This is a genomic window from Streptomyces sp. cg36 (assembly GCF_041080675.1).
Classification (GTDB): Bacteria; Actinomycetota; Actinomycetes; order Streptomycetales; family Streptomycetaceae; genus Streptomyces.
Map to the genome: position 1 here is coordinate 1234123 of NZ_CP163520.1, position 26346 is coordinate 1260468.

24 protein-coding genes are annotated in these 26346 nt (G+C 73.0%); 11 read left to right on the plus strand and 13 right to left on the minus strand.

The annotated features are described in order from the left end of the window. Positions 1 to 72 precede the first annotated feature (72 nt). A complete protein-coding gene (locus tag AB5J87_RS05495; protein WP_369374533.1) occupies positions 73 to 1365 on the minus strand; it encodes an extracellular solute-binding protein in 1293 nt (430 codons plus the stop codon). Between the two features lie 215 nt (positions 1366 to 1580). Here AB5J87_RS05495 and AB5J87_RS05500 point away from each other — a divergent pair, with 215 nt between their 5' ends. Next, entirely contained in the window at positions 1581 to 1802 is a 222-nt protein-coding gene (locus AB5J87_RS05500; RefSeq protein ID WP_369374535.1) for a dodecin, read from the plus strand. A gap of 52 nt (positions 1803 to 1854) precedes the next feature. Here the strand turns inward: AB5J87_RS05500 and AB5J87_RS05505 are convergent, their stop codons facing one another. Next, positions 1855 to 2343, minus strand: a complete 489-nt coding sequence (locus AB5J87_RS05505; RefSeq protein WP_369374537.1) for a hypothetical protein — start codon at positions 2341 to 2343, stop codon at positions 1855 to 1857. 47 nt (positions 2344 to 2390) lie between these two features. On the opposite strand from AB5J87_RS05505, the gene AB5J87_RS05510 reads away from it, so the two are divergent. The 3 genes from AB5J87_RS05510 to AB5J87_RS05520 all read left to right on the plus strand — a co-directional run bounded on the left by AB5J87_RS05510 (position 2391) and on the right by AB5J87_RS05520 (position 6656). Continuing rightward, a complete protein-coding gene (locus AB5J87_RS05510) occupies positions 2391 to 3410 on the plus strand; it encodes an MsnO8 family LLM class oxidoreductase (protein WP_369374539.1) in 1020 nt (339 codons plus the stop codon). Positions 3411 to 3419: 9 nt separating this feature from the next. Further along, entirely contained in the window at positions 3420 to 5786 is a 2367-nt protein-coding gene (locus tag AB5J87_RS05515; RefSeq protein ID WP_369374541.1) for an ATP-binding cassette domain-containing protein, read from the plus strand. A gap of 198 nt (positions 5787 to 5984) precedes the next feature. Beyond that, a complete protein-coding gene (locus tag AB5J87_RS05520; protein ID WP_369374543.1) occupies positions 5985 to 6656 on the plus strand; it encodes a hypothetical protein in 672 nt (223 codons plus the stop codon). 75 nt (positions 6657 to 6731) lie between these two features. Here AB5J87_RS05520 and AB5J87_RS05525 read toward each other — a convergent pair whose 3' ends face one another. Genes AB5J87_RS05525 through AB5J87_RS05535 form a run of 3 tightly spaced genes read right to left on the minus strand, consistent with a single transcriptional unit; the run spans position 6732 to position 10150 of the window. Next, a complete protein-coding gene (locus AB5J87_RS05525) occupies positions 6732 to 7487 on the minus strand; it encodes a succinate dehydrogenase/fumarate reductase iron-sulfur subunit (protein WP_369374545.1) in 756 nt (251 codons plus the stop codon). Further along, the gene (locus tag AB5J87_RS05530; RefSeq protein WP_369374547.1) at positions 7484 to 9442 is read right to left on the minus strand and encodes a fumarate reductase/succinate dehydrogenase flavoprotein subunit; all 1959 of its coding nucleotides are present in this window, start codon (positions 9440 to 9442) and stop codon (positions 7484 to 7486) included. The genes AB5J87_RS05525 and AB5J87_RS05530 overlap by 4 nt, the downstream gene beginning before the upstream one ends. Then, positions 9443 to 10150: a succinate dehydrogenase gene (locus tag AB5J87_RS05535; protein WP_369374549.1), complete on the minus strand. Its 708-nt coding sequence runs from the start codon at positions 10148 to 10150 to the stop codon at positions 9443 to 9445. It lies immediately after the preceding gene. 82 nt (positions 10151 to 10232) lie between these two features. Between AB5J87_RS05535 and AB5J87_RS05540 the strand changes: the two genes are divergently transcribed. Further along, a complete protein-coding gene (locus tag AB5J87_RS05540) occupies positions 10233 to 11138 on the plus strand; it encodes a LysR family transcriptional regulator (RefSeq protein ID WP_369374551.1) in 906 nt (301 codons plus the stop codon). 1 nt (position 11139) lies between these two features. On the opposite strand, the gene AB5J87_RS05545 is transcribed toward AB5J87_RS05540, so the two are convergent. The 3 genes from AB5J87_RS05545 to AB5J87_RS05555 form a co-directional block, all read right to left on the minus strand. Continuing rightward, complete coding sequence (locus tag AB5J87_RS05545; protein ID WP_369374553.1) at positions 11140 to 13314, minus strand: putative bifunctional diguanylate cyclase/phosphodiesterase; 2175 nt, start codon at positions 13312 to 13314, stop codon at positions 11140 to 11142. Next, entirely contained in the window at positions 13311 to 14123 is an 813-nt protein-coding gene (locus tag AB5J87_RS05550; RefSeq protein ID WP_369374555.1) for an SAM-dependent methyltransferase, read from the minus strand. The genes AB5J87_RS05545 and AB5J87_RS05550 overlap by 4 nt, the downstream gene beginning before the upstream one ends. A 337-nt stretch (positions 14124 to 14460) precedes the next feature. Next, complete coding sequence (locus AB5J87_RS05555) at positions 14461 to 15444, minus strand: SCO0930 family lipoprotein (protein ID WP_369374557.1); 984 nt, start codon at positions 15442 to 15444, stop codon at positions 14461 to 14463. A 227-nt stretch (positions 15445 to 15671) separates the two neighbouring features. On the opposite strand from AB5J87_RS05555, the gene AB5J87_RS05560 reads away from it, so the two are divergent. The 3 genes from AB5J87_RS05560 (at position 15672) to AB5J87_RS05570 (ending at position 17843) form a co-directional block, all read left to right on the plus strand. Beyond that, a complete protein-coding gene (locus tag AB5J87_RS05560) occupies positions 15672 to 16238 on the plus strand; it encodes a hypothetical protein (protein WP_369374559.1) in 567 nt (188 codons plus the stop codon). 100 nt (positions 16239 to 16338) lie between these two features. After that, positions 16339 to 17103, plus strand: coding sequence for a hypothetical protein (locus AB5J87_RS05565; RefSeq protein WP_369374561.1), 765 nt, complete (start codon positions 16339 to 16341; stop codon positions 17101 to 17103). A 179-nt stretch (positions 17104 to 17282) separates the two neighbouring features. Continuing rightward, a complete protein-coding gene (locus tag AB5J87_RS05570; RefSeq protein WP_369374563.1) occupies positions 17283 to 17843 on the plus strand; it encodes a hypothetical protein in 561 nt (186 codons plus the stop codon). 93 nt (positions 17844 to 17936) lie between these two features. Here the strand turns inward: AB5J87_RS05570 and AB5J87_RS05575 are convergent, their stop codons facing one another. Further along, positions 17937 to 18416 carry a hypothetical protein gene (locus tag AB5J87_RS05575; RefSeq protein ID WP_369374565.1) on the minus strand — a complete coding sequence of 160 codons (480 nt, stop codon included), beginning with the start codon at positions 18414 to 18416 and terminating at the stop codon, positions 17937 to 17939. A 343-nt stretch (positions 18417 to 18759) separates the two neighbouring features. Between AB5J87_RS05575 and AB5J87_RS05580 the strand changes: the two genes are divergently transcribed. Then, positions 18760 to 19419, plus strand: a complete 660-nt coding sequence (locus AB5J87_RS05580; RefSeq protein WP_369374567.1) for a class F sortase — start codon at positions 18760 to 18762, stop codon at positions 19417 to 19419. A 22-nt stretch (positions 19420 to 19441) separates the two neighbouring features. Here AB5J87_RS05580 and AB5J87_RS05585 read toward each other — a convergent pair whose 3' ends face one another. Further along, positions 19442 to 20284, minus strand: coding sequence for a polysaccharide deacetylase family protein (locus tag AB5J87_RS05585; RefSeq protein ID WP_369374569.1), 843 nt, complete (start codon positions 20282 to 20284; stop codon positions 19442 to 19444). Between the two features lie 108 nt (positions 20285 to 20392). Continuing rightward, positions 20393 to 23680, minus strand: a complete 3288-nt coding sequence (gene lysX / locus AB5J87_RS05590; protein WP_369374571.1) for a bifunctional lysylphosphatidylglycerol synthetase/lysine--tRNA ligase LysX — start codon at positions 23678 to 23680, stop codon at positions 20393 to 20395. Positions 23681 to 23752: 72 nt separating this feature from the next. On the opposite strand from lysX, the gene AB5J87_RS05595 reads away from it, so the two are divergent. After that, positions 23753 to 24202: a universal stress protein gene (locus AB5J87_RS05595; RefSeq protein ID WP_369374573.1), complete on the plus strand. Its 450-nt coding sequence runs from the start codon at positions 23753 to 23755 to the stop codon at positions 24200 to 24202. A 27-nt stretch (positions 24203 to 24229) separates the two neighbouring features. Here the strand turns inward: AB5J87_RS05595 and AB5J87_RS05600 are convergent, their stop codons facing one another. Continuing rightward, on the minus strand, positions 24230 to 25435 hold the full coding sequence (locus tag AB5J87_RS05600; protein WP_369374575.1) for a CapA family protein: 1206 nt from the start codon (positions 25433 to 25435) through the stop codon (positions 24230 to 24232). A 211-nt stretch (positions 25436 to 25646) separates the two neighbouring features. Between AB5J87_RS05600 and AB5J87_RS05605 the strand changes: the two genes are divergently transcribed. Next, entirely contained in the window at positions 25647 to 26231 is a 585-nt protein-coding gene (locus AB5J87_RS05605; RefSeq protein ID WP_369374577.1) for a sigma-70 family RNA polymerase sigma factor, read from the plus strand. Here AB5J87_RS05605 and AB5J87_RS05610 read toward each other — a convergent pair. After that, positions 26150 to 26338 carry a zf-HC2 domain-containing protein gene (locus AB5J87_RS05610; RefSeq protein WP_369374579.1) on the minus strand — a complete coding sequence of 63 codons (189 nt, stop codon included), beginning with the start codon at positions 26336 to 26338 and terminating at the stop codon, positions 26150 to 26152. The genes AB5J87_RS05605 and AB5J87_RS05610 overlap by 82 nt on opposite strands. Positions 26339 to 26346 lie beyond the last annotated feature (8 nt).

The window sequence follows — 26346 nt, forward strand, 5'->3', positions numbered from 1 at the left end:
GTCGCGGAGGGGGCCCGGGCGGGCGCGCCGAGCGCCGGGACCCGGGCCGAGCTGGGCTGCCGGGGCAGGCGCTCAGGGGAACAGCAGCGAGGTGATCCGCGAGGACGCCGTCTTCGCCGCCGCCCTGGGGTCGGCGCCCGTGAGCACGGCCGTCATGTACGGCTTGATCGGGTTGTCGGCCTCGACGGCGGCCCACTGGGGCGAGTTGGGGGTGGCCCGGCCCCGGGCGGCGCCCTGCGCCATCGCGGCCGTGCCCTCTTGGTTCTCGACGGCCGCCGCGAGCGCGGGCTTGTTCGGCACGTAGCTCATGGTCGCGGCGAGGTCCTGCTGCCACTTGGTGTCGGCGAGCGCCTTGACCACCTCGACGGCCTCGGTGCGGTGGGAGGAGCGCTTGGGCACGATCAGGTCCGAGCCGCCGGTGAACACCGCGCCGGGCTCGGCGGCCGTCTTGCCCGGGACGGGGAAGTAGCCCAGCTTGCCAGCGAGGGCGGGGTTGGCCTTCTGGATCGCCTTGGCGGTGCCGGGGACCGCGATGATCTGGGCGACCTTGCCCTTGGCGAACACCTCGGCCTGCGGGGGCGTGGCCTCGTCGGCGTTCTTGGGGCCGTTGCCGAGGGCCTGGAGGCGGCGGTAGAAGTCCATGCCGCGCAGCGCGGCCGGGGTGGCGAGGGTGCCGGTCCAGTCGCCCGCGCTCTCCTGGGCCAGCTCGCCGCCCTCGTCCCAGATGAACCCGGCGAGGGTGTACCAGTCCTGTCCGGCGAGGTAGATGCCCTGGGTGGCGCCGGTGTTGAGCTCGGCGGTGTCGCTCAGCCACTCCGAGCGGGTCCTGGGCGCCTTGGTGAGCCCGGCCGCCTCGAAGAGGTCCTTGTTGTAGATGACGACGCGGTTGGCCGCGTACCAGGGGATGCCGTACTGCACCCCGTCGACGTTGCCGGGCTGGGCGAGGCCGGGCAGCCAGTCCTTGCTGCCCCAGTCGCGCAGCGACTCCAGGGTGAGGTCGAGCAGTCCGCCGCTGGCCGCGTACTGGGCGACCTGGGTGTTGCCGACCTCGATTACGTCGGGCGCCTCGCCCGTCTTGAGCGCGGCGGAGACCTTGGGGCCGATGCCGGTCCACTCCTGGACGCGGACGTCGAGCTTGATCGAGGGGTGCTCGCGCTGGAACTCCCGGGTGAACCGCTGGACGAAGTCGTCGGAGGCGCTGTCCTTCATCAGCCAGACGGTCACGGTGGTCTTCGAGGAGTCGTCCCCCATCCCCGGCAGGACCCCGCACCCGCCGAGCGCGAGGGCCGTGGCGAACACGACGGAGGCATGGACGAACCGGTACTTCACGGAGGTCACCTTCTGCTTCACGGCACGGGCAGTCATGACCCGACGTGGGGAAAGCGCAGACGGCTCTTGGGGGAAGCACGGGCGGCTAGTTCGGGTGCGGCTGATTTTGGTCTGTACCAATGGGCCGGTCAAGCCCCGTTACGGAACCGAGGCCCGCGCCCGCCCCGGCGACCGGCCCGGCGGCCGACGCCTCGCGGACCGGGGCGAGGTGGGGCACGGTGGAAGGACGCGACGAAGAGGAGTGCCCCCGCATGTCCCAGCACACGTACCGCGTCACCGAGATCGTCGGCACCTCGCACGAGGGCGTCGACCAGGCCATCCGCAACGGTGTGGCCCGCGCCGCCCAGACCCTGCGCAACCTCGACTGGGTCGAGGTGGTCCAGGTGCGCGGCCACATCGAGAACGGGCAGATCGCGCACTACCAGGTCGGGATGAAGGTCGGTTTCCGGCTCGACGACGACCAGGAGCTCTGACCGGCCCGGCCCGGACGCCGCACGGGCGGCGGGCCCGCGCGGCCCGCGCCCGTCAGGTGCGCCCCTCCCGCTCCTGGGCGTCCTTCAGCGCCTCGGAGCCGGCCGCCCACCGCGCCCGTACGACCCGGAAGCCCGCCCGCTCGGCGGCGTCGCACACCAGCTCGTCGTCGTCCACCAGCATCCGCACCGCGCGGCCCGCGGCGATCCGGCGCAGGGCCTCCAGCTTGGTGGTGCGGGCGGGCCTGCGGTCGGCGTCGGGCCGCATGTGGAGGGCCCCGGCGGGCAGCCCCTGCGCGGCCAGCCACGCCAGCGTGTCCCGGCGGCAGCGCTCGGGCCTGCCGGTGAGGTAGACGACCTCGCACTCCCCGGCCGAGGCGAGGCACAGGGCCACACCCCGCTCCAGCGGCGGGTCGGCCGGGGCCGCCGCGAAGAACGCCTTCCAGTCACGGGTGGCGCCCTCCAGGAAGTGCTGGCGGTGACCGCTGTCCGCGAGCGTGCCGTCCAGGTCGAACACGGCCAGTGGCCTGCTGTTTTCCGTCATGTGCCCAGCCTAGGGAATCCTGGCCCGGCACAGCTGTTGAACCTTGTGTGACCTCAGTGATCGCGTCGACGCGCTTCTCCGTCCTGGACCGTTCCCGGATCCGCGCGGGCCACGACGGCCCGGCCGCCCTGCGGGACACTGTCGCCTTCGCCCGGGAGGCCGAACGGCTCGGCTACCACCGGTTCTGGGTGTCGGAGCACCACGGCGTGCCCGGGGTGGCGGGCTCCGCGCCGACCGTGCTGGCGGCGGCGGTGGCCGCCGCGACCAGCACGATCCGGGTGGGCACCGGCGGGGTGATGCTCCCCAACCACCAACCGCTGGTGGTGGCTGAGCAGTTCGGGGTGCTCGAAGCCCTCTTCCCCGGCCGCGTCGACATGGGCCTCGGCCGCTCGGTGGGGTTCACCGGCGGCATCCGCCGCGCGCTCGGCCGGGGCAAGGACGACGCCGACGACTTCGCGGGGCAGCTCACCGAGCTGCTCGGCTACTTCGACGGCACCCAGACCGCACACCCCCAGGTCCACGCCCGTCCGGCGGAGGGGCTGCGGGTGCCCGCCTTCGTCCTCGCCACCGGGCAGGGCGCGGCGCTGGCCGCCTCGGCGGGCCTCCCCCTGGTGATCGCGAACGTGCGCGGCGAGGACGCGATGCTGCGCGCCGTCGACGACTACCGCGACGCCTTCCGCCCCTCCGCGTGGAGCGAGCGGCCCCATGTCGTGCTCTCCGGCACGGTCGCGGTCGCCGCCACCACCGGGGCGGCCCGCCGCATCCTGCTGCCGGAAGCCTGGTCCACGGCGTACTCGCGCACCCGGGGCGAGTTCCCGCCGCTCTCCCCCGCCGAGGAGATCGAGGCACGCGCGATGACGGACCGGGAGCGCGGCCTGTACGAGGAGGCGCTGCGCGGCCAGCTGTACGGCACCGAGGACGAGGTGGCCGACGCCCTGGAGAAGCTGCTCTCGCGCAGCGCGGCCGACGAGTTCCTGGTCACCACCAGTACGTACGACCGGGCCGCGATGCTGGACTCCTACCGGCGGCTCGCCCGGCTCGCCGGCCTCGGCGGCGGCGGAGCCTAGAATTCCGGTATGCCGAGCCCCGCCGGACCGACCGAAACCGACCCCGCCCACGACCCGTACGTACGGGTGCGGGGCGCCCGTGAGCACAATCTGCGCGGGGTCGACGTCGACATCCCCCGGGGCGCGCTCGCCGTGTTCACCGGCGTCTCCGGCTCGGGCAAGTCCTCGCTGGCCTTCGGCACCCTCTACGCCGAGGCGCAGCGCCGCTACTTCGAGTCGGTGGCGCCCTACGCCCGCCGGCTCATCCACCAGGTGGGCGCGCCGAAGGTGGCGGAGATCTCGGGGCTGCCGCCCGCCGTCTCGCTGGAGCAGCGCCGCTCCTCGCCGACCTCCCGCTCCTCGGTCGGCACGGTCACCACGCTCTCCAACTCGCTGCGGATGCTGTTCTCGCGCGCGGGCACCTATCCGCCGGGGGCCGGGCGGCTCGACTCCGACGCCTTCTCGGCCAACACGGCCGCCGGTGCCTGCCCGCGCTGCCACGGCCTCGGCCGGGTCCACCGCACCACCGAGGAGCTGCTGGTCCCCGACCCGTCCCGGTCGGTCCGGGACGGCGCGATCGCGGCCTGGCCGGGCGCCTGGCAGGGCAAGAACCTGCGCGACGTGCTCGACGCGCTCGGCTACGACGTGGACCGGCCCTGGCGCGAACTGGACCCGGCCGACCGCGAGTGGATCCTGTTCACGGACGAGCAGCCGGTGGTCACCGTGCACCCGGTGCGCGAGGCCGACCGCATCCAACGCCCCTACCAGGGCACGTACATGAGCGCCCGGCACTATGTGATGAAGACGTTCGCCGAGAGCAGGAGCGCGACGCTGCGGGCCAAGGCGGAGCGGTTCCTCACCTCGGCGCGGTGCGAGGCGTGCGGCGGCAGCCGGCTGCGCCCGGAGGCGCTCGCGGTCACCTTCGCGGGCCGCACCATCGCCGAACTGGCCGCGCTGCCGCTCGCCTCCCTCGCCGACGTGCTGCGCTCCGCCGACGGCGGACCGGCCGCCGAGGTGCTGACGGCCGACCTGCTCGGCCGGATCGACCCCGTCACCGAGCTGGGCCTGGGCTATCTCAGCCTGGACCGGACGGCGCCCACCCTCTCGGCCGGAGAGCTCCAGCGGCTGCGCCTTGCCACCCAGCTGCGGTCGGGGCTCTTCGGCGTGGTGTACGTGCTGGACGAGCCGTCGGCGGGGCTGCACCCGGCCGACACGGAGGCCCTCCTCACGGTCCTCGACCGCCTCAAGGCCGCCGGGAACTCGGTGTTCGTGGTGGAGCACCACCTCGACGTGGTGCGGCACGCCGACTGGCTGGTGGACGTGGGCCCGTACGCCGGTGTCCACGGCGGCCGGGTGCTGCACAGCGGGCCGCCGCGGGAGCTGGCACGGGTCGCCGCGTCGCAGACCCGCCGCTTCCTCTTCGACCGCGCCCCGGCGCCGGTGCGCGAGGTGCGCACGCCGAAGGGGCTGCTGACGGTCGGCCCGGTGACCCGGCACAATCTGCGCGGGCTCACCGCCGAGCTGCCGCTGGGCACGTTCACGGCCGTCACCGGCGTCTCGGGCTCCGGCAAGTCCACCCTGGTCGGCGAGATCACCGGGGAACTGCCGGGCGTGGGGCGGCTGGTGACGGTGGATCAGAAGCCGATCGGCCGCACCCCCCGGTCCAACCTGGCGACGTACACCGGTCTCTTCGACGTCGTGCGCAAGCTCTTCACCGCCACCGGCCAGGCGCGCGAGCGCGGCTACAAGGCGGGCCGGTTCTCCTTCAACGTGCCCGGCGGGCGCTGCGAGACCTGCCAGGGCGAGGGGTTCGTCTCGGTGGAGCTCCTGTTCCTGCCGAGCACGTACACGCCCTGCCCGGACTGCCACGGCGCCCGGTACAACCCGGAGACCCTGGAGGTCACCCACCGGGGCCGCACCATCGCCGAGGTGCTGGACCTGACGGTGGAGGCGGCGGCGGAGTTCTTCGCGGACACCCCGGCCGCCGCCCGCAGCCTCGCCGCGCTGCTCGACGTGGGCCTCGGCTATCTGCGGCTCGGGCAGCCCGCCACCGAGCTCTCGGGCGGCGAGGCCCAGCGCATCAAGCTGGCGTCCGAGCTCCAGCGGGTACGGCGGGAGCACACCCTGTACCTGCTGGACGAGCCCACGACCGGGCTGCACCCGGCCGATGTGGAGGTGCTGCTGCGCCAGTTGCACGGGCTGGTCGACGCGGGCCACTCGGTGGTGGTGGTCGAGCACGACATGACGGTGGTGGCGGGCGCGGACTGGGTGGTGGACCTGGGTCCGGGCGGCGGCGACGAGGGCGGCCGGATCGTGGCGGCGGGTCCGCCGCGCGAGGTCGCCTCGGCGGGGACCGGGCGCACGGCCCCGTACCTGGCGAAGGCGCTCGGGATCTGAGGCCGGGGGCGCCCGGGGCGCCGCGATCAGTAGCAGAACCGTCCCGCACAACAAGCTGACGGTCCGTCAATTCATGGCGGATACGCGGCTGTTCGCTCCGCAAAAGCGGACTTACTCTCAAGTTCACAAGGGTTGACGTCACCCCAGTTCCTCCTCGCACCCCCACCCCATCGAAGCCATTCGAACGAGGAGTCCCCCATGGCAACCCGCAGATTCCGCGTGCCCGCCGCCCTCGTGGCCGCCGCTGCCGCGCTCACCCTCGGCGCCACCGCCGCCGGCGCCGTCGCACCCGGCTCCACCACCGTGAACCCGGCCGGCCACTCCTTCGCCGCCAAGCTCAACGGCAAGGCCACCTTCACGGCCGGCTCCACCACCATGACCTGCACGGTCTCCGCGTCGCTCCCCAACGGCACGGCCACCAACAAGGTCCCGGCCGCCCCCGGCAACCACAACGCCGCCGGTCCCGTCTCCGCCGCCATCAACCCGCCGACCTTCAGCGGCTGCACCACCAGCATCTTCGGCGTCGGCGTGACGGTCACCAGCAACGCCACCAACGGCCAGTGGAGCATCTCCGCCCAGAACGGCTCGCCCGTCTCGGCCGCGCTCACCATGCCCAAGGGCGGTGTCGTCATCAAGACGAGCGGACTGGCCAGCTGTACGCTCACCGCCTCGCCCGGCGGCCCGACCAGCGTCAACGGCTCCTGGACCAACGGCACGCCGTCCAGGCTGACCCTCGCGAACGCGCCCGTGGCGGCCACCGGCACGGGCGGCTTCCTCTGCCCGACGGGCAACCAGACCGCGACCTTCAGCGCCGCCTACGACGTCACGGACACCACCGACTCCGCCCAGCAGATCACCGTGACCGGCTGACCGGTACGGAGACGGCCCGTGCCCCGGGCCCACGGCCCGGGGCACGGCCCCGCGCACGGCCGCCGAAGCTGCTTCTCAGCGGCCGACCTTCTTCGCCTTCCTGGTCGCGCGCAGCCACTCCCGGTTCATCGCCGCGATCGACGGCAGCGGGATGCCCTTGGGGCAGGCCGTGGCGCACTCGCCGGTGAGGGTGCAGCCGCCGAACCCCTCCGCGTCCATCTGCCCCACCATGTCGAGCACCCGCGTCTCGCGCTCGGGCGCGCCCTGCGGCAGCACGTTGAGGTGGTTGACCTTGGCCGAGGTGAAGAGCATGGCCGAGCCGTTGGGGCAGGCCGCCACGCACGCGCCGCAGCCGATGCACTCGGCGTGCTCGAAGGCGGAGTCGGCGTCCGGCTTGGGCACCGGGGTCGCGTGCGCCTCGGGCGCGGCTCCGGTCGGGGCGCTGATGTAGCCGCCCGCCTGGATGATCCGGTCGAAGGCCGAGCGGTCCACCACCAGGTCCTTGACGACCGGGAAGGCGGCGGCCCGCCACGGCTCGACGTCGATGGTGTCGCCGTCCCGGAAGGCCCTCATGTGCAGCTGGCAGGTGGTGGTGCGCTCGGGCCCGTGCGCGTCGCCGTTGATGACGAGGCTGCACGCGCCGCAGATGCCCTCGCGGCAGTCGTGGTCGAAGGCGACCGGGTCCTCGCCGCCGAGGATGAGCTCCTCGTTGAGCGTGTCGAGCATCTCCAGGAAGGACATGTCGGCCGAGATGCCGTCGACTTCGTAGGTGGACATCGCTCCGTCGGCGTCGGCGTTCCGCTGCCGCCAGACGCGCAGGGTGAGCTTCATGCGTAGCTCCGCTGGGTGGGGTGGACGTACTCGAAGACGAGGTCTTCCTTGTGCAGGACGGGGGCGGCGCCGGTCTCCCGGAACTCCCAGGCGGCGGCGTACGAGAACTCCTCGTCGCGCCGGGCCGCCTCGCCGTCCGGGGTCTGGGACTCCTCGCGGAAGTGGCCGCCGCAGGACTCGGCGCGGTGCAGCGCGTCGAGGCACATCAGCTCGGCCAGCTCCAGGTAGTCGACGATGCGGTTGGCCTTCTCCAGCGACTGGTTGAACTCCTCGCCGGTGCCCGGGACCTTGATGCGGCGCCAGAACTCCTCGCGGATCTCGGGGATCCGCTCCAGCGCCTTGCGCAGCCCCTCCTCGGTGCGGGCCATCCCGCAGTACTCCCACATGAGTTCGCCGAGTTCGCGGTGGAAGGAGTCGGGGGTGCGGTCGCCGTCCACGGCGAGCAGCAGGTTCAGCCGGTCCTCGGTCTCGGCGACCGCCTCCACGACGGCCGGGTGCCCGGCGGTGACCGGCTCCTGGTGCGGGTGGCGCGCCAGGTAGTCGTTGATGGTGGAGGGGAGCACGAAGTAGCCGTCGGCCAGGCCCTGCATCAGGGCCGAGGCGCCGAGCCGGTTGGCGCCGTGGTCGGAGAAGTTGGCCTCCCCGATGGCGAACAGGCCGGGGACGGTGGTCTGGAGGTCGTAGTCGACCCACAGCCCGCCCATCGTGTAGTGCACGGCGGGGTAGATCCGCATCGGCACCTCGTACGGGTCCTCGGCGGTGATCCGCTCGTACATCTCGAAGAGGTTGCCGTACTTCTCCTCTACCTTCTCCCGTCCCATCCGCGCGACGGCGTCGGCGAAGTCGAGGTAGACGCCCTGGCCGCCGGGGCCGACGCCGCGCCCCTCGTCGCAGACGTTCTTGGCGGCGCGCGAGGCGATGTCGCGCGGGACGAGGTTGCCGAAGGAGGGGTAGATCCGCTCCAGGTAGTAGTCGCGCTCGTCCTCGGGGATCTCGGCGGCCGGGCGGGTGTCGCCCTTGGCCTTCGGCACCCAGATGCGGCCGTCGTTGCGCAGCGACTCGCTCATCAGGGTCAGCTTGGACTGGTGCTCGCCGGTGCGCGGGATGCAGGTGGGGTGGATCTGGGTGAAGCAGGGGTTGGCGAAGTAGGCGCCGCGCCGGTGGGCCCGCCACACCGCCGTCGCGTTGGAGTTCATCGCGTTGGTGGAGAGGTAGAAGACGTTGCCGTAGCCGCCGGAGGCGAGCACCACCGCGTCCGCGAAGTAGGTGTCGACGCGGCCGGTGACCAGGTCGCGGGCGACGATGCCGCGCGCCCGGCCGTCCACCACGATCAGGTCGAGCATCTCGGTGCGGGCGTGCAGCTCCACGTTCCCGGCGGCGATCTGCCGCGACAGGGCCTGGTAGGCGCCGAGCAGCAGCTGCTGTCCGGTCTGGCCGCGGGCGTAGAACGTACGGGAGACCTGGACGCCGCCGAAGGAGCGGGTGTCGAGGAGCCCGCCGTACTCGCGGGCGAAGGGCACGCCCTGGGCCACGCACTGGTCGATGATCTCCACCGAGATCTGGGCGAGGCGGTGGACGTTGGACTCGCGGGCGCGGAAGTCGCCGCCCTTGACCGTGTCGTAGAAGAGGCGGTGGATGGAGTCGCCGTCGTTGCGGTAGTTCTTGGCCGCGTTGATGCCGCCCTGGGCGGCGATGGAGTGGGCGCGGCGCGGGGAGTCCTGGAAGCAGAACTGGACGACGTGGTAGCCCTGTTCGGCCAGGGTCGCCCCGGCCGAGCCGCCCGCGAGTCCGGTGCCGACCACGATCACGGTGTGCTTGCGGCGGTTGGCGGGGTTGACCAGCTTCGCCTCGAAGCGCCGGGTGTCCCAGCGCTCGGCGACGGGCCCGGTGGGGGCCTTGGTGTCGGCGATCGGCTCGCCGAGCGCGTAGCGCGCGTAGTCGATGGACGGGGTCATTCAGCTCACCACTCCGGTCATGACGGCGACGGGTACGGCGATGAAGCCGAGGGTCAGTACCAGCGCGAGGGCGCCCGCGAGGGCCTTGAGGATCCGGTCGCGGGCCGCGCTGCCCGCGCCCAGGGTCTGGGCCGCGCTCCAGAAGCCGTGGTGGACGTGCAGGCCGAGGGCGAGCATCGCCACGATGTAGATCGTGTTGCCGTACCAGGTGGAGAAGGTGTCGATCACGTTCTGGTAGGGGTGCCCGGTCTGGAAGCCGCCGGAGTGCACGGTCCCGGTCGTCAGGTCGAGGACGTGCCAGACGATGAAGAGCCCGAGGATGATCCCGCCCCAGCGCATGGTGCGGGTGGCGTAGGTGGCCCGGGGCCGCTTGTGGACGTAGCCCTGGGGGCGGGCCCGGATGTCGCGCCGGCTCAGCTGGTACGCGGAGACCGCGTGCGCCACGACGGCGGCGACCAGCACCACCCGGATGATCCACAGCGCCCACTCGTAGTGCAGGAACGGCTCACCGATGGTGCGCAGCCAGTGCGCGTACCCGTTGAAGTCGCCCGCACCGAAGAAGATCTTGAGGTTGCCGAACATGTGGACGGCGAGGTACGTCAGCATGATCAGTCCGCTGACGGCCATGACCGTCTTCTTGCCGACGGTCGAGTCCCACACGGTGCGCGTCAAGGACGGTTTTCGGTCCGTCCGCGTTGCCAGAGCCATGTCATAGACGCTAGGGCCGGAGGTCCCGAGAGGTCCAAGACATGAATACGGTCATTTCCATAGCCATGGCCTATGATGAACCATGCAGTTCCAGCAGCTCCTGTACTTCGTGGCCGTCGCCGAGACCCGCCACTTCACCCGCGCCGCCGAGCAGGTGCACGTCGCCCAGCCCTCCCTCTCCCAGCAGATCAGGGCGCTGGAGAAGGAGCTGGGCGCCGAGCTGTTCAGCCGCGCCCGGGGCAACATCGCGCTCACCGACGCGGGCGAGGCCCTGCTGCCGCTGGCCCGCCGCATCCTGGCCGACGCCGACACCGCCCGCATCGAGGTGCAGGAGCTGGCCCAGCTGCGGCGCGGCCGGGTCCGCCTCGGCGCCACCCCGAGCCTGTGCACCGGGCTGCTCCCCGACGTACTGCGCGCCTTCCACGACCGCCACCCCGGCATCCAGCTCCTGATCGAGGAGGGCGGCTCGCACGACCTCGTACGGGAGCTGGCGCGCGGCGCCCTCGACCTCGCGCTGGTGGTGCTGCCGCTGCCGCCCGGCTCGCCCGCGCTCACCACCGTCGAGCTGTTCCACGAGGACCTGGTGGTGGTGTCGGCCGCCGCCGCGCCCGCGCCCGGCACCGACGGCCGGGTGCGCGTCCGCGATCTGCGCGACGCACCGCTCGTGATGTTCCGGCACGGCTACGACCTGCGCGAACTCACCGTCAACGCCTGCCGCGCCGAGGGCTTCGAGCCGGTGTTCACGGTCGAGGGCGGCGAGATGGACGCGGTGCTCGGCTTCGTCCGCGCCGGGCTCGGCATCGCGGTGGTGCCCAGCATGGTGGCCGGGCGGGCCGCCGATCTGCGGGTGACCCCGCTGGAGCGCCCGGGGCTGCGCCGTACGATCGCGCTGGCCCACCGCAGCGACGTGGACCCGCCGCGCGCCGCGCGGGAGTTGCAGCGGGTCCTGCTGCGGGCCGGGGCGGACCCGGCCCCTCGGCGGCGGTAGTTCAGACGGCGTCCGTGAGGGCCAGCGCGTGGATGCGGTCGGGCGCGCCGGGGCGGGCGTAGTACCAGCCCTGCGCGGTGTCGCAGCCCAGCTCGCGCAGCTGCTCGGCCTGGGCCCCGGTCTCCACGCCCTCGACGGTCACGGCCAGTTCGAGGCTGTGGGCCAGCGACACGATCCCCTCGACGATCTTGATGTCGACCGGGTCCGCCGGATGCTGCTGCATGGACTGGGTGAAGGAACGATCCAGCTTGAGCACGCTCACCGGCAGCCGGCGCAGATTGGCCAGGTTGGAGTAGCCCGTGCCGAAGTCGTCGAGGGCGATGTCCACCCCCATCTCGGCGAGCTGGCGCAGCGGCTTCAGCAGATCGTCGTCCGCCCCGATCAGCGCGGACTCGGTGACCTCCAGGCACAGCGCGCCCGGCTCCAGACCCGAGCGCTCCAGCACCTCCACCGTGTCGGCCACCAGCCCCGGGTGGTGCAGCTGGGTCGGCGAGAGGTTCACGTTGACCCGCAGCGGGCCGCCGGCCCGCGCCCCCGGGTGCCGCTCCTGCCAGAACCGCGCCTGGCGCACCGACTCCTCCATCACCCAGCGCCCGAGCGGCACGATCAGCCCGGTGTGCTCGGCGAGCGGGATGAACCGGTCCGGGCCGAGCACCCCGTGCTGCGGGTGCGACCAGCGCACCAGCGCCTCGGCCCCGTGCACACTGCCGTCGTTCAGGTGCACCAGCGGCTGGTACTCGATGAAGAACTCACCGCGCTCCAGCGCCGCCGGCAGCGCGTTGGTGAGCCCGTGCCGGGTGATCGCGCGGGCGTCGGCCTCCGGGTCGGCGCGCTCGAACCGGTTGCCCCCGGCCGCCTTCGCCCGGTACATCGTGATGTCGGCGCTGCGCAGCACCTCGGCCGCGTTGCGCTCGCCCGCCGGGCCCTCGACGACGCCGATCGAGCCGCGCACGGTGAGCTCGCGGCCCTCCAGACGGATCGGCGCGGAGAGCACGTTGAGGATCCGCGAGGCCAGTTCGTCGACCTCGCGCACGGTCTCGCTGCCCGTGGTCAGGGCCACGAACTCGTCGCCGCCCAGCCGCGCCACCATCTCGCCGGGCCCGGTCGCACAGCTCTGCAGCCGGTCGGCGACCTCCACCAGGAGCCGGTCGCCCGCCGAGTGGCCGAGGCTGTCGTTGACGGCCTTGAAGCCGTCCAGGTCCAGATAGCAGAGCGCGAAGCGGCGGTCGCCCCCGGCCGCGAGCGCCTTGTCCAGGCGCTCGAAGAAGAGGGTGCGGTTGGGCAGCCCGGTCAGGGCGTCGTGGGTGGCCTCGTAGCGCAGCCGCAGGTTGAGCAGCCGCCGCTCGGTGGTGTCCTCCAGCAGGGCCAGCTGGTACTGGGGGCGGCCCTCGGCGTCGCGCAGCAGCGAGACCGTCAGATTGGTCCACAGGACGGTGCCGTCACCCCGGTAGTACGGCTTCTCGACCCGGTAGTGGTCGCGGTCGCCCCGGACCAGCTCCTCGTACAGCTTCCACACCTGCGGGGCGTCCTCGGGGTGCACCCACTCGCTGACGTTGCGGCTGCGGATCTGGCCCTCGACGCCGCCGAACATCCGGGTCAGCGTCTCGTTGACCTCCAGGACGCGGCCTTCGAGGTCGGCGATGCCGATGCCGACGGCCGCGCCCTCGAAGACCGCTCGGAACCGGGCCTCGGTGGTGTGCAGCGCCTCCTCGGCGGCGCTGCGCGCGGAGAGCGCCGAGCGGGCGATGGCCTCCTGCTCGGTGAGGGTCCGCTCGCGCAGCGCCTGGGCGAACCCGGCGGCCAGCGCGTGCTGGAGGCGGGCGCAGCGGGCCCGCGCCTCCTCGGGCCGCAGCTCCCCGCCCGTACCGCAGTACAGGACGAGGTAGGAGTCGACCACGCCCAGGGTGCGGCTGAGCGCGTCCGGGTCGGTGCAGTGCGCGCGGACGAGCGCGGCGCCGATCTCGTACGCGGGCGCCGGGTCGAAGTGGCGGCGGTGCAGCGCGTCGATGAGCCGGCGGGCCAGCGGGACGAGATGGCTCTCGAACTCGGGGCGAGTCAGCGAGGTCGCGGTCACCGGGAAGATCGCCCGGCTCCATATGGTGGCGAACCGTCTGAGCCGGGACTCGGGACCGTCGGGATCGACCGGCTGCCCGTCCGTCCGGATGGGCGTGCTCACGCGGTGCGCCCCACGCCGGCGAACCCGGAGAAGGCGTACGGATCCTCCTGTTCGGGCGAGGTCTCCGGGCGCCACATCGGCATCTGCACCAGTCCGGGCGCGACCATCTCGAAGCCGTCGAAGAACCGGGCGATCTCCTCGCTGGTGCGCATGACCAGCGGGTTGCGGATGTTGCGGTAGACCCCCACCGCGCCGCCCGCGCGGTCCTCGCTGAGCGGGATGCCCTCGTACGCGGCGTGGGTGAGGATCAGCAGGCTGCCCGGGGCGAGCGCGTCGCGCAGCTCGGCCACCGCGGCGCGCGGGTCGTCCTCGTCCTCCAGGAAGTGCAGCACCGCGACGAGCAGCAGCGCGACCGGCCGCTCCGGGTCGATCAGCCGCTCCACCTCGGGGCTGGTCAGGATGTCGTGGGGCTTGCGCAGATCGGCGGCGACGATCCCGGCCCGGTCGTTGCCGGCCAGCACCGCCCGGCTGTGGGCGACGGCCACCGGGTCGTGGTCGACGTAGACGACCCGCGCCTCGGGATTGGCCCGCTGGGCGACCTCGTGGACGTTTCCGAAAGTCGGGATGCCGGAGCCGATGTCCAGAAATTGCGTGATTCCCTCGTCCTGCGCGAATCGCACGGCCCGCCGCATGAACGCCCGGTTCGCCTGCATCACCTTGGGCAGTCCGGGGATGAACTCCATGGCCTTGCGCGCGGCTTCCCGGTCCACCTCGAAATTGTGCGAGCCGCCCAGGTAGTAGTCGTAGATGCGGGACACACTCGGGACCGAGATGTCGATGCCCGTCGGGGCCCAGGCAGGACGCTCCATCTATGTCTCCAACAACTCGCCGCGGGGGGTGTGGTGGCCATGTGCATGGTCAGTGTTCGAGCTGAGGCTACTGATCGTCAGCCAAGAGGGCGAGTAAAAACGGAAAATGCCGATCCGTTATTGGTCACACCCGCCACCTGTCACACTCTTCGAAAGACCCCCCGAAACGCACGTCGAACCCGCCACCGCGCGGGGGACACGGTGACGGGCCGACGGCCTGGGGGGCTTCCCGGGATTCCCGGTGACTTGCGCGACGACGACTCTCCGACAGCTTCCGGACGGCTGCCCGACGACGGCCGGGCGACCGCGCGACGGCTGCTCGGCGACTACGTGGCGGCTACTTGGCGGCTCCGATCATCTTGCCCTCGGGAGAGACCGCGTACCAGGTGCCGCCCACGCCCTGGCCATGGGTGTCACCGGGCTTGGCGTCGCCGGAGAACGTGTAGACCGGCCAGCAGGTGATGGACTGCTGCTCGACCCCGTCGGGCCGGTCGAAGGTGACGAACCCCTTGAGGGCGATGCCCTCGGTGTTCGCCTTCTCCACGGGCGCGACCGCGGGCCACTTCTTGAGGCAGGCGCCGGTGCAGGCGGACTTCATGGGCCAGGCGGAGTCCTTCTTGAAGCGGTACACGGTCATGCCGCGCGCATCCACGATGATCTTGCCCAGTTTGGCGTCGTCCCGGACCGACAGCCCCTTCATGTTCATGGCGGGCGCCTGCTCCTGGGACCCGGCCCCGGAGCCGTCCGCCGAGGGCGCCGCCTTCTTGCCGTCGGGGGCGGCGGCGTGCCAGGTGCCGCCGACGCCCTGCCCGTTGGCGTCGCCCGCCTTGGTGTCCTTGGCGTAGCGGTACATCGGCCAGCCGGCGATCGTCAGCTGCTTGCTGCCGTCGGCGCGGGCGACCTCGCCGATGAGGCCGGAATCGGTGCCGGGCGCCTCGGTGACGCTGCCCGCGGGCACGGCGGGCCACAGCTTCGCGCAGTCGCCCTCGCAATTCGACTTCGGCGGACTCGCGGTGTCCTTGTCGAAGCGGTAGAGCGTGAACCCGGCGCTGTCGGTCACCACCTTGCCGAGCTCCTTGCTGTCCCACACCGTGAGCTGCCCGGCCGTCTTGGCCGCCGCCTGGTTGGCGGTCCCGGACCCCGCGCCGTAGCCCGCGTCGCCGTATCCGTACCCGTTTCCGCTGCCCGCGGCCGGGGCGGCGTTGCCCGCCGACTGCGCCTTCGGCGAGCCGCTTCCCTTGTCCTGACCGCACGCCGTCGCCGTGAGTGCCAGTACTGCCGCCGCCGTCACCGCGAGCGAGGCGTTGCGCCAGGTAGCCATGTCAACTCCCGTTGATCCTGTATCGGTTGTGGCGCCTGGATGCGCCGTTCATGGCCCTAGGTACGGGTCAGGGGCCCTCCCGTGTTCAACGCCCGCGAAAGAATTTTCCCGGCGCCCCGAATCGCCCCGAGCGCGTTCCAAACGCAAATCCGAACAAGGTCCCCCCATTGGGGGAATCCCCGCCGGTCGCATGGTGACGCGGCGCGCGGAGCCCGATGATCCTCGACGTGCACGCATCCCACATGGCACAACGGCTGCTCTCGGCCACGGCGTTGGCCCTGCTGCTGGCGGCGCCCGCGCCGCACGCGCGCGCGGACGCCTGCGCGTACGCGTCGGTGCCCGGCGGCAACGGGAACGGCTGGTCGGTGGCGGTGGCCGGGGGCCACTGCCCCCCGACGCCCACTCCCACCCCGACCCCCACCAGGCAACCGCCCAAGCCGCCGCCGCACCACCCGGCGCCGCCGCCCCCCGTGCCGCCGCACCGCCCGGCCCCGGTCCCGCCGACGCCGCGTCCGCCGAAACCCGTGCCGCCGCCGCCCGTGGTGCCGGCGCCGCCCCCACCGGTGCCCAAGCCGGTGCCGCCGAGGCCCGCGCCGCCCGCCGTGCCGCCGAAGCCCGCGCCGCCGCCCGCCCCCGGCCCCTCGGCCGCGCCCCGGCCGCTCGCGCTGCCGCACTACCGGGCGCCGGTGCACAAGAGGCCCTCGGGCGGACTGTCCACGGTGACGTTCACCCTGCTGATCACCGCGCCCGCGGTGTTCGCCGTGGCGGTGCTCCGGCCGCGGTCGTCGCGCTAGGGGCCGCCGTCCCGTCCGCGCCCGTCCGCCGCCCCACCGCCCGCCCGATGCCGCAGTCCCGCGCCCCCGTCGGGGCGCGCCCTTTCCGGAGGTTTCCCCCTTGAAGGACTGGTTCGTCCTCACCCTGGCGATGGCCGCCGCGTGCGCCGTCGTCCTCACCATCGTCGTCGTCAACAACCGCCGCATCAGCGACGACGACGATCCCTCCCAGACCCCGGACGTCATGGAGTACATGACGATGATGATCGGCGTGGTCTACGCGATCGTCCTCGGTCTGGCCATCGCGGGCGTCTGGGAGGCCCGGGGCGGGGCCTCGGAGACCGTCCGCCAGGAGGCGCAGGCCCTGCACGAGATCAGCGAGCGCGTCCAGGTCTACCCGGCCCAGGTCCGCGAGCGCATCCGCGCCGACGTCGACTCGTACGTCACCTACGTCGTCGACTCCGAGTGGCACCACATGACCGTCGCGGGCGAACTCGGCGACAAGGGCGACGTGCTGCTGAACCAGCTGCGCCGGGACGTCACCGACTACGTGCCCGCCAACGACCACGAGGCACAGGCGTACCAGCCGCTGGTCGACCAGGTGGCCGCCGTCGACGACGCCCGCACCTCGCGCGGACAGGGCGCCGGGGACACCATGCCCGGGGTCGTCTGGTTCGGCCTGATCGTCGGCGCCGTCGTCACCGTCGGCCTCATCTTCACCCTGCAGATCCGCCGCACCCCGCGCGAGCTGCTGGTGGCCGGGCTCTTCAGCGTGCTCATCGCCTTCCTGCTCTTCCTGATCTGGGACTTCGACGCCCCCTTCGGCCGGGGCATCTCGGCCACCGCCCAGCCGTTCTACGACCTCTTCCCCGATGTGCTGAAGTGAGCCGCCTCAAGCGCGACACGCCGAAGGCTGCGCCGGGCGGGGGAACGGAATGCCCCATTCGCCGGACACCGATCGCGACCGGGACACCCCGCTCCTAGCGTGTCCGGCATCGAGGTGTATTTCCCTCTCCATGCGGAAATCGATTCCGCGGTGCGCCTCGGGGACCCGGAGGACTGTCCATGGGCGCGATACGCATCGGATCCGCCACCCTGCTGGGAGCCGCGGTGCTCACCCTCACCGGCCCCGCGGCCCTCGCCGCCCCGTCCGCCGACGGCGGCCGCGCGCACGGCAGCAACATCACGTCGTTCGGGTTCAGCGTGACCCCCTCCACCATCGCTCCCGGCGGCACCGTCACGCTGAACGTCACCGGGTGCCCCTCCACCGCCACGGCCTCCTCCGCTGTCTTCAGTACGGTGACCATCTCCCCCAACAGCTCGACGACCGCCCAGGTCGACTCCGACGCCAAGCGCGGTGCCACCTACACCGTGACCTTCATGTGCGGCGGCGAGCGGGGCACCACCGATCTGACGATCACGGGCGGCACCCCGGTGCCGATCCGCCCGACCGGCCGGCCCACCATCAGCACCACCAGCGTCCCGGCGCGCGGAGTGCGCGGCGGGCTCGGCGGCACCTCCGACGGCATCGACAAGGGCGAGATCGCCATCGGCCTGGCGCTGGTCGCCGCGGCGGGCGGCGGCGTCCTGGTCTATCTGCGCCGCCGCAACGGCGGCGAGCACTAGCGCCCGCCCGCACCCTGAACCGCCGGTCGCCCCGAGTCCTGGCCAGGACTCGGGGCGACCGGCGGTTCGGCTCTGTCCGGGAGGTTCGGCCGGTCAGATCCGTCCGCCGACCGTGCGGCGGCGCCGCGCGACGAACACGGCACCGCCGATGGCGGAGAGCGCCACCAGGGAGCCGCCGACCGCCATCTCGGTCTGTGTCGGGCCGGCCGCGCCGCCGAGGCCGCCCATCGCCCCGCGGCCGGGGAGCACGGTGAAACTGCGCGTCTCCGTCCGCGGGTTGTCGTTGCACCGGACCGACAGGTTGTACGAGCCGGGGGTGACGTGGTCGTGGATTCTCGCCGTGGCGAATCCGGTGTCCCCGGCCGAGAGGGACGTCGTCTGGAACGCGTTCGACGTGACGATGCCGCCGTGCCCGCAGCCGTTGGCCTGGATGGTCAGCTGGGCACCCGGGTGCACCGCGTTCGGGCTGACGGTGACGTTGCTCGGACCGAAGTTGGCGGCGGCCATCGGGGCGGAGAGCCCCACCGCCGCGAAGGCGGCCACGGCCACCGGGAGAGCGCGTGCAGCACGCATGGTTGAACCTCCGAGGGAGGGCGCCCCAAAGCCGTGCTCCGGGAAATTCGACGAGTACGCCTCCCATGACGAACCCTCACCGCACGTCCTCGCCCCCGCATGTCGGCGCTGGTCCACCCTGGTGAGCCGACACGCCGCCCGGTGGGCCCCGAATCTGACGGACCCGCAGGTCACAGACCGTCAGAAAGATTGTCCGACCGATGACACCGGATGGGTCACGCGGACGTCCCCGAGGACCACCGCCCGTGCGTCCGCCACCCGTTCGCCCCTCTCTGATCGCCGGAGTGCGGGGCCGCGCTTACCGTGCCTACAGGTGGCACCGGAGGGCTTTGGAGGGAGCGAGATGGGTCACGAAGAGGGCGGCTCGGAGCGTCGCAGACGGTCGCCGTGGGGAGCGCTGGCCCTGGTGATGCTGACCGGCCTGGCTCTGGTGCGGAACGGCGCGGACGTCACGATGGGCCCGCCGCAGCCCGCCGCCGCGGCGGCGCTGAGCGGCCGTCCCGAGGTCTTCGTCCCCGCCGCCACGGTCGCCCCGGTCGAGCCCCTGCCTTACGCGGCGGTCTCCCGGATCAGGATCGACGGGATCAAGGTCGACGCCCCGGTGATCGAGGTGGGCCTGGACGTGGACGGCTGGGTGCAGGCGCCGCCGCCGGACGACCCCAACCTCGCGGGCTGGTACCAGAACGCGATCTCGCCCGGCCAGCGCGGCACCGCCGTGATGGTCGGCCACGTCGACACCGTGCGCGGCCCCGCCGTCTTCTACGGCCTGGGCTCGCTCAAGAAGGGCAACCACATCGAGGTGACCCGCTACGACGGGCGGGTGGCGGTCTTCGAGATCTACGGCGTCGAGGTCTACGACAAGAACAACTTCCCGGGTGCCCGGGTGTACGGCGACACCGGGCACCCGGAGCTGCGGGTGATCACCTGCGGCGGCGGCTTCACCAAGGCCCGGGGCTACGACGGCAACGTGGTGGTCTTCGCCCGTATGGTGGCCGTCCGCTGAACCGGCCGGGCCCGGCCCCCGGTCAGCGCCGCTTGGGCGGTACGCGCAGGGTGTAGCCGGCGGTGAGCAGCCGGGGCAGATAGGTGCGCAGCGCGGCCACGCTCTGCGAGCGGTCGCCCCCGGCGTCGTGCGAGAGCACCACGACACCGGGGGCGGCGCCCGCCAGGACCCGGCGCACGATGGTGGGGGTGCCGGGGGTGGTCCAGTCGAGGGTGTCGACGGTCCAGCCCATCGGCTCCATGCCGAGTTCGGCACCGATCTCGAACGAGTTGCGGTTCCAGGCGCCGTACGGCGCGCGGAACCACTGCGGGCGCTCCCCCAGCACCTCGTCGATCACCTCGCTGGTGCGGGTCATCTCGTCGCGCACGGCCGCCCAGGACATCTTGATGAGCAGCGGGTGGGTCCAGGAGTGGTTGCCGACCACATGCCCGTCGTCCCGCATCTCGCGCAGCAGGTCGCGGTTGTCGGTGGCCATCTCGCCGCAGACGAAGAACATGGCGCGCACGTCGAACTCGCGCAGGGTGCGCAGGATCTGCGGGGTGTAGCGCGGGTCCGGGCCGTCGTCGAACGTGAGCACCATGGTGTCGGGGCCGAGCTGCGGCATGCGCAGGAACGGCCGGCGCCGCACCGGCGGCAGCGCCGTGCGGTACTGGGCCGGTGCCTCGCCGGTCATCGGGGCCAGCCGGTACGCGGTGGACTTCAGCCGGGGCGCCGCCGCCTGGGGGCCCGCGGCGGGCCGGGCGGCCCCCGTCTCCGGCACGCCGGTGTCCTCGGCGGTCAGCAGGCGCAGGGTGGCGGCGGCTCCCAGACAGGCGCCGACGCGCAGGAGCGTGCGCCGCCCGGGCTGCTTCTCATCCTTTTTCATGACCCATGGCTCGCACGGCGCGCGGCCCGCACGGCTGAAGCACACCGCCCGCGCCGCCGAAAACACCCGTTGGGACGCACCCGGGGCCGGGCGGCACGGAGCGTGGGGTCAGTGGCGGCGCACCAGCGGGAACGGCAGGGTCTCACGGATCGTCAGACCGGTGAGGAACATGACGAGCCGGTCCACCCCGATGCCCAGTCCGCCGGTGGGCGGCATCGCGTACTCCAGGGCGTCCAGGAACTCCTCGTCCAGCTCCATCGCCTCCGGGTCGCCGCCCGCCGCCAGCAGCGACTGCGCGGTGAGCCGACGGCGCTGCTCCACCGGGTCGGTCAACTCCGAGTAGGCGGTGCCCAGTTCGGTGCCGAAGGCGACCAGGTCCCAGCGCTCGGCGAGCCGGGGGTCGTGGCGGTGCTGGCGGGTGAGCGGGGAGACGTCGGTGGGGAAGTCCTTGTAGAAGGTGGGCAGCTGGGTCTTCTCCTCGACCAGCCGCTCGTACATCTCCAGGGCCACGTCGCCCCGGGTGTTCTCGGGCGTGTGCGGGACCCCGGCCCGGTCGCAGAGTCGCCGCAGGGTCCGCTCGTCGGTGTCCGCGTCGACCTCCTCGCCCAGCGCCTCGGAGATCGCCCCGTACATCGTCCGGACCGGCCAGGCTCCGGAGATGTCGTGCTCGACGAGCCGTCCGTCGGGGCCCGCCTTGCGCGCCACCGGCGCCCCGAACGCGGCGGTGGCCGCACCCTGGATGAGCTCGCGGGTCAGGTCGAGCATCACGTCGTAGTCCGCGTACGCCTGGTACGCCTCCAGCATCGTGAACTCGGGGTTGTGCTTGTACGAGACGCCCTCGTTGCGGAAGGTGCGGCCCATCTCGAAGACCTTCTCGACGCCGCCCACGCACAGCCGCTTGAGGTAGAGCTCGGGCGCGATCCGCAGATAGAGGTCCAGGTCGTAGGCGTTGATGTGGGTGGTGAAGGGGCGGGCGTTGGCGCCGCCGTGGATCTGCTGGAGCATCGGCGTCTCGACCTCCAGGTAGCCGCGGTCCAGCAGCCCCTGGCGCAGCGCCTGGACGGCGGTGGAGCGGGCCCGGACCACCTCCCGCGCCTCGGGCCGGGCCACCAGGTCGAGATAGCGCCGGCGCACCCGCGCCTCGGGGTCGGCCAGGCCGCGCCGCTTGTCGGGCAGCGGGCGCAGGCACTTGCCGGTCATCTGCCAGGAGGCGACGAAGAGGGAGTACTCGCCCCTGGCCGTGGTGCCGGTGGCGCCGGTGGCCGTGACGTGGTCGCCGAGGTCGACGTCGTGGGTGAAGCGGTCCAGGACCGCCGCGCCCGTGCCGTCGCGGGTCAGCGCCAGCTGGAGGTCGCCGGACCAGTCGCGCAGCACCACGAAGACGACGCCGCCGAAGTCGCGTACGGCCAGCACCCGCCCGGCGACCGTCGCGTCCGTGCCCTTCCCGGCGGCGCGCAGCTCCGCCACGGTGTGGGTGCGGGCCGGGACGAGGACGGGGTACGGCTCGGTGCCCTCGGCGCGCAGCCGCTCCAGCTTGCGGTGGCGCACCCGCACCTGCTCGGGCAGCTGCCGCTCCCCCGCGCCCTCGGCGGCGCCCCCGGCCAGGCCGAGCGCCTCGATGGAGGGCAGGCCCTCGGTGGTGACCGGGCTGGTGACGCCCCGGGGGTGCCCCTTGCCCCAGAGCTTGCGCAGACTGGGTACGGAGACGAAGCCCTCGGCGATGCCGGAGGCCAGGCCCACCCGGGCCAGCGAGCCCGCGTCGCCGTAGCAGAGGAAGCGCGGGAACCACTGCGGCTGGTACTTCACGTTCGACCGGTACAGCGCCTCCAGCTGCCACCACTTGGAGAAGAACAGCAGCAGCCTGCGCCACAGCCGCAGCACCGGGCCCGCGCCGATCCGGGCCCCCTCCTCGAAGGCCGAGCGGAACACCGCGAAGTTGAGCGAGATCCGCCGCACCCCGAGCTTGGGCGCGTACGCGCAGAGCTCGGCCACCATGAACTCCATGACGCCGTTGGGCGCGCTGCGGTCGCGCCGCATCAGGTCGAGCGAGATGCCGTCCGGGCCCCACGGCACGAACGACAGCAGCGCGATGAGCCGACCCCCGTCGTCGAACGCCTCCACCAGCAGGCAGTCCCCGTCGGCCGGGTCGCCGAGCCGGTCGAGCGCCATCGAGAAGCCGCGTTCGGTCTCGGTGTCGCGCCAGGCGTCGGCCCGATCGACGATCTGCCCCATCTCCTCGTCGGAGAGCGCCGAGTGGCGTCGGATACGGGTGGTGGCGCCGGTGCGGGCGACGCGGTGGACGGCCTGCCGGGTGACCCGCATCTCGCGGCCGTCCAGGTCGAACCTGGCCACGTGCAGGATCGCCTCGTCGCCGAGTTGCATGGCGCTCAGGCCGTGCCGGGCGTAGACGGTGGCGCCCTCCTCGGAGGCGCCCATCACGGCGGGCGCCCAGGCGTACTTGCGGGCCACGTCCAGCCAGGCGGCGATGGCGGGCCCCCACGCCTCGCGGTCGCCCACCGGGTCGCCGCTGGCCAGCGCGACCCCGGCCTCCACCCGGTAGGTGACGGCCGCCTTGCCGCTCGGCGAGAACACCACGGCCTTGTCGCGGCGGGTGGCGAAGTAGCCGAGCGAGTCGCCCTGGCCGTACGCGCCGAGCAGCGCCCGGATGCGGGGCTCCTCGTCGCCGTGCAGCGCGGCCTCCATGCGCTGTGAGCGGAAGAGCGTGGTGGCCGCGCTGAGCAGGGCGATCGCACCGAACAGACCGAGGAAGAAGAAGAGCGGGCGGGGCGGGCGGCCGTCGAACTGGCCGCCGGAGGCGAGGCCGCCGAACACCCGGTTGGTGGCCCAGAGCAGCCGCTGGCCGCGCGGCAGCGTCCCGGGGAAGATCTCGACCAGGCCCCACCCGGCCAGCACGCCCGCCGCCAGCCCGAGGACCAGGACGAGCAGCGAGCGGTGGACGGCGCCGCGCCGGGTCTCGGCGTAGAACTCGCCGCGCGCCACGATCAGCAGCACGAGCGCGGCCCCGCACACCAGGCCGTTGGCGATCCAGGACCACTCGGCGACGGCCAGCAGCAGCACGTCGGCGAGGAACAGCAGCCCCAGATAGGCCACCACCAGCCACCAGGCGACCTTCTTGCGCGCGCCGATGGCCGCGGCGAGCAGCAGCAGGAAGACCGCGTACGCGAGGTTGGCGCTGACCGGGACGGTGACGCGGTCCAGGAACCAGGACACCGGGGCCGCCCAGTGGCGCAGCGCGGGCAGCAGGGAGATGGCCCCGCAGTACAGCCCGAGCGCGCCGAAGAACAGGGCGAACGCCTCCGGCACCCGGCTCAGGAACGGCGGCCGTGCGGCCGTCCGCTCCCGGGCGGCCTGGGGCGCCCCCTCGGTGACACTCATGCCTTGCACTCTAGGGAGCGCCGCGCCGGGCCGCCTGTCGGACGGTGCCCGGCGTGGCGTTAGCCTCGAACTGTGACAACAGCCTTCGAACGCGGTACCGACGGGCCCAAGGTCATCGTCGTAGGAGTGGACGGCTCCGAATCCTCCCTGCGGGCGGCGTCGTACGCGGGCGGCCTGGCCCGGCGGCAGAACGCGCTGCTCGCGGTGGTCTACGTCCAGCCCGTGCTGGCGGCCGGGGCCGCGCTGGGCGCGCCGGTCGCGGAGACCACGGGCGAGATCGCCGAGAACCTGGCCGAGGAGATCCGCTCCGCCGCCGAGCGGGTGCGGGACATCTGGACCGTCCGCTGGGAGTTCCACACGTTCCGGGGCGATGCCTACGGGGGCCTGGTGACGGCGGCGGACGAGCTGAAGGCGGACGCGGTCGTGGTGGGCGCCTCGGAGTCGGCGGGCCACCGCATCGTCGGGTCGGTGGCGGTCCGGCTGGTGAAGGCGGGCCGCTGGCCGGTGACGGTGGTGCCGTAGCCCCGGCCCGACCCCTGGGCCCGGACCCTACCGCACCGCCATCGTCAGGCCGTCCCGGGCCGCCCCGCGGCTCAGTACCGCCTCGCGGATCTGGGCCTCGGTCGCGCGGTAGTCCTCGCGGTCCGGCGACTCCTTCAGGGCCGCGGGCAGGTCGATCACCCGGCCTCGCTCCGGGTCGACCCACTGGGGGATGAACTCCGCCTTGGTGACCTCCCAGCGCGCCCCGGCCCGCGCGGGCGGGGCGAAGGTGAAGCGGGCGATGGAGCTCATGTTGCCCCGGGCGTCGCGCGCGCCCGAGTCGTTGAACATCTCCCCGGCGATCTGGTCGCCCTCCCCGTAGACGATCCAGGTCCCGTTGACCTTCTCGTACGCCTGCGGGATGTGGGCGTGCGTGCCCAGGATCAGGTCGATGTCGGGGCGGCCGTCGGTCCGGGAGGCGGTGAGGGCCCGGCCGAGGCCCAGCTGCCGCTCGTCGGGCTCGGTCTGCCACTCGGTGCCCCAGTGCAGGCTGACCACGACCACGTCCGCCCCGGCCCTGCGGGCCGCCCGCGCGTCCGCGACGATCCGCTCCTCGTCGATGAGGTGGACCGCCCAGGGCTGCCCGTCCGGCATGGGGTAGCCGTTGGTGTCGTAGGTGTAGGCCAGCTGGGCGACCCGGGCGCCGCCCGCCTCCAGCAGGGCGGGGGCGGCGGATTCCTGGGCGGTGCGCCCGGAGCCGGTGTGCTTGAGCCCGGCCTTGTCAAAGGCGCTCAGGGTCCGCGCGATGCCGTCGGCCCCGTCGTCGAGGGTGTGGTTGGACGCCGTGGAGCAGGAGTCGTACCCGGTGTCCTTGAGCGCGGCGGCCACCTGCGGGGGCGACTTGAACGCGGGATAGCCGGTGAAGGGCCCGCCGTCCGGTCCGTACACCGTCTCCATGTGACAGATCGCCAGGTCCGCCCGGGAGATGACCGGCCGGACCCCGGCGAGCATCGGGCGGAAGTCGTAGCCGTCCCCGCCCGCGTCGGCCGCCGCGCGCTCGATGGTGGAGGAGTGCGGCAGTACGTCACCGGTGGCGACCAGCGTGAACGGTCGGGGCCCGGCCGCCGGGCCGCCCGCCGACGAGGGTGCGCCGGGGCGCTCGGACTCCTCGTGGCGGGGCGGGCGCTCGGGGCCCGGGCGCTGTGCGGTACAGCCTGCGGCGGCGAGGGCGAGCGCCGCGAGGGCCGCCGTCCGCCGGCTCGTGGTCCTGGTCATGGCACCGGGCTCCAGGGTCGGGAATGCCTGATGGACTATCAGTTGTCCATATAATGCATATTTGATCCGATTCTTGGACCGTTCGCCGCACCATTCGCCGCTCCATTCGACCGTTCGTCGCATGTCGCGGTCGGGCCGCTGTCCCTTCCCGCCCGAGTGCGCTCGGATACGGGCTGCGGCCTGCGGACTTCTCGGGAAGGGGAACACCAAGGTGAGCAAGTACACCCGCGAGCCCGATCTGGCGGCGCTCCAGCGCGAGCACGGACCCGCCCTGCTGCACTTCCTGCTGGGCCTGACCTACGGCGACCGGCAGCGCGCCGAGGACCTGCTGCAGGAGACGCTGGTCCGGGCCTGGCAGCACCCCGAGGCGTTCGAGGGCCCGTACGCCTCGATGCGGCCGTGGCTCTTCACGGTCGGCCGGCGGCTGGCGATCGACGCCCGGCGGGGGCGGCGGGCGCGGCCGGTCGAGGTGCACGACGCCGTGCTCGACAGCCGCGCCGAGGCGCAGGAGGACCACGCCGAGCGGTCGGCGGCGGCGCTCGACGTACGGGACGCGGTGCGCACGCTCAGCCCGGAGCACCGGGCGGTGCTGACCCAGATCTACTTCCGGGGGCTCAGCGTCGCCGAGGCCGCCGAAGCCCTGGGGGTGCCGTGCGGGACCGTCAAGTCCCGTTCGTACTATGCTCTTCGGGCCCTGGCGCGGGTCCTGCCGGGCTATGCGTCCGGCGACCCGTCCGCCAGGTCCTCCACACGGAGCAGGGCCAGCAGCGAGGCCGTCTCGGCGACCTCCAGGTAGGCCGCGCGGCACGCCGCGCAGCCGCGCAGATGCCCGGCGACACGGCGGTCGTCCTCCGGCGCCAGGGCGCCCAGGACGTAACCGCCGAGCAGTTGCCGCACATGCATGGGCACCC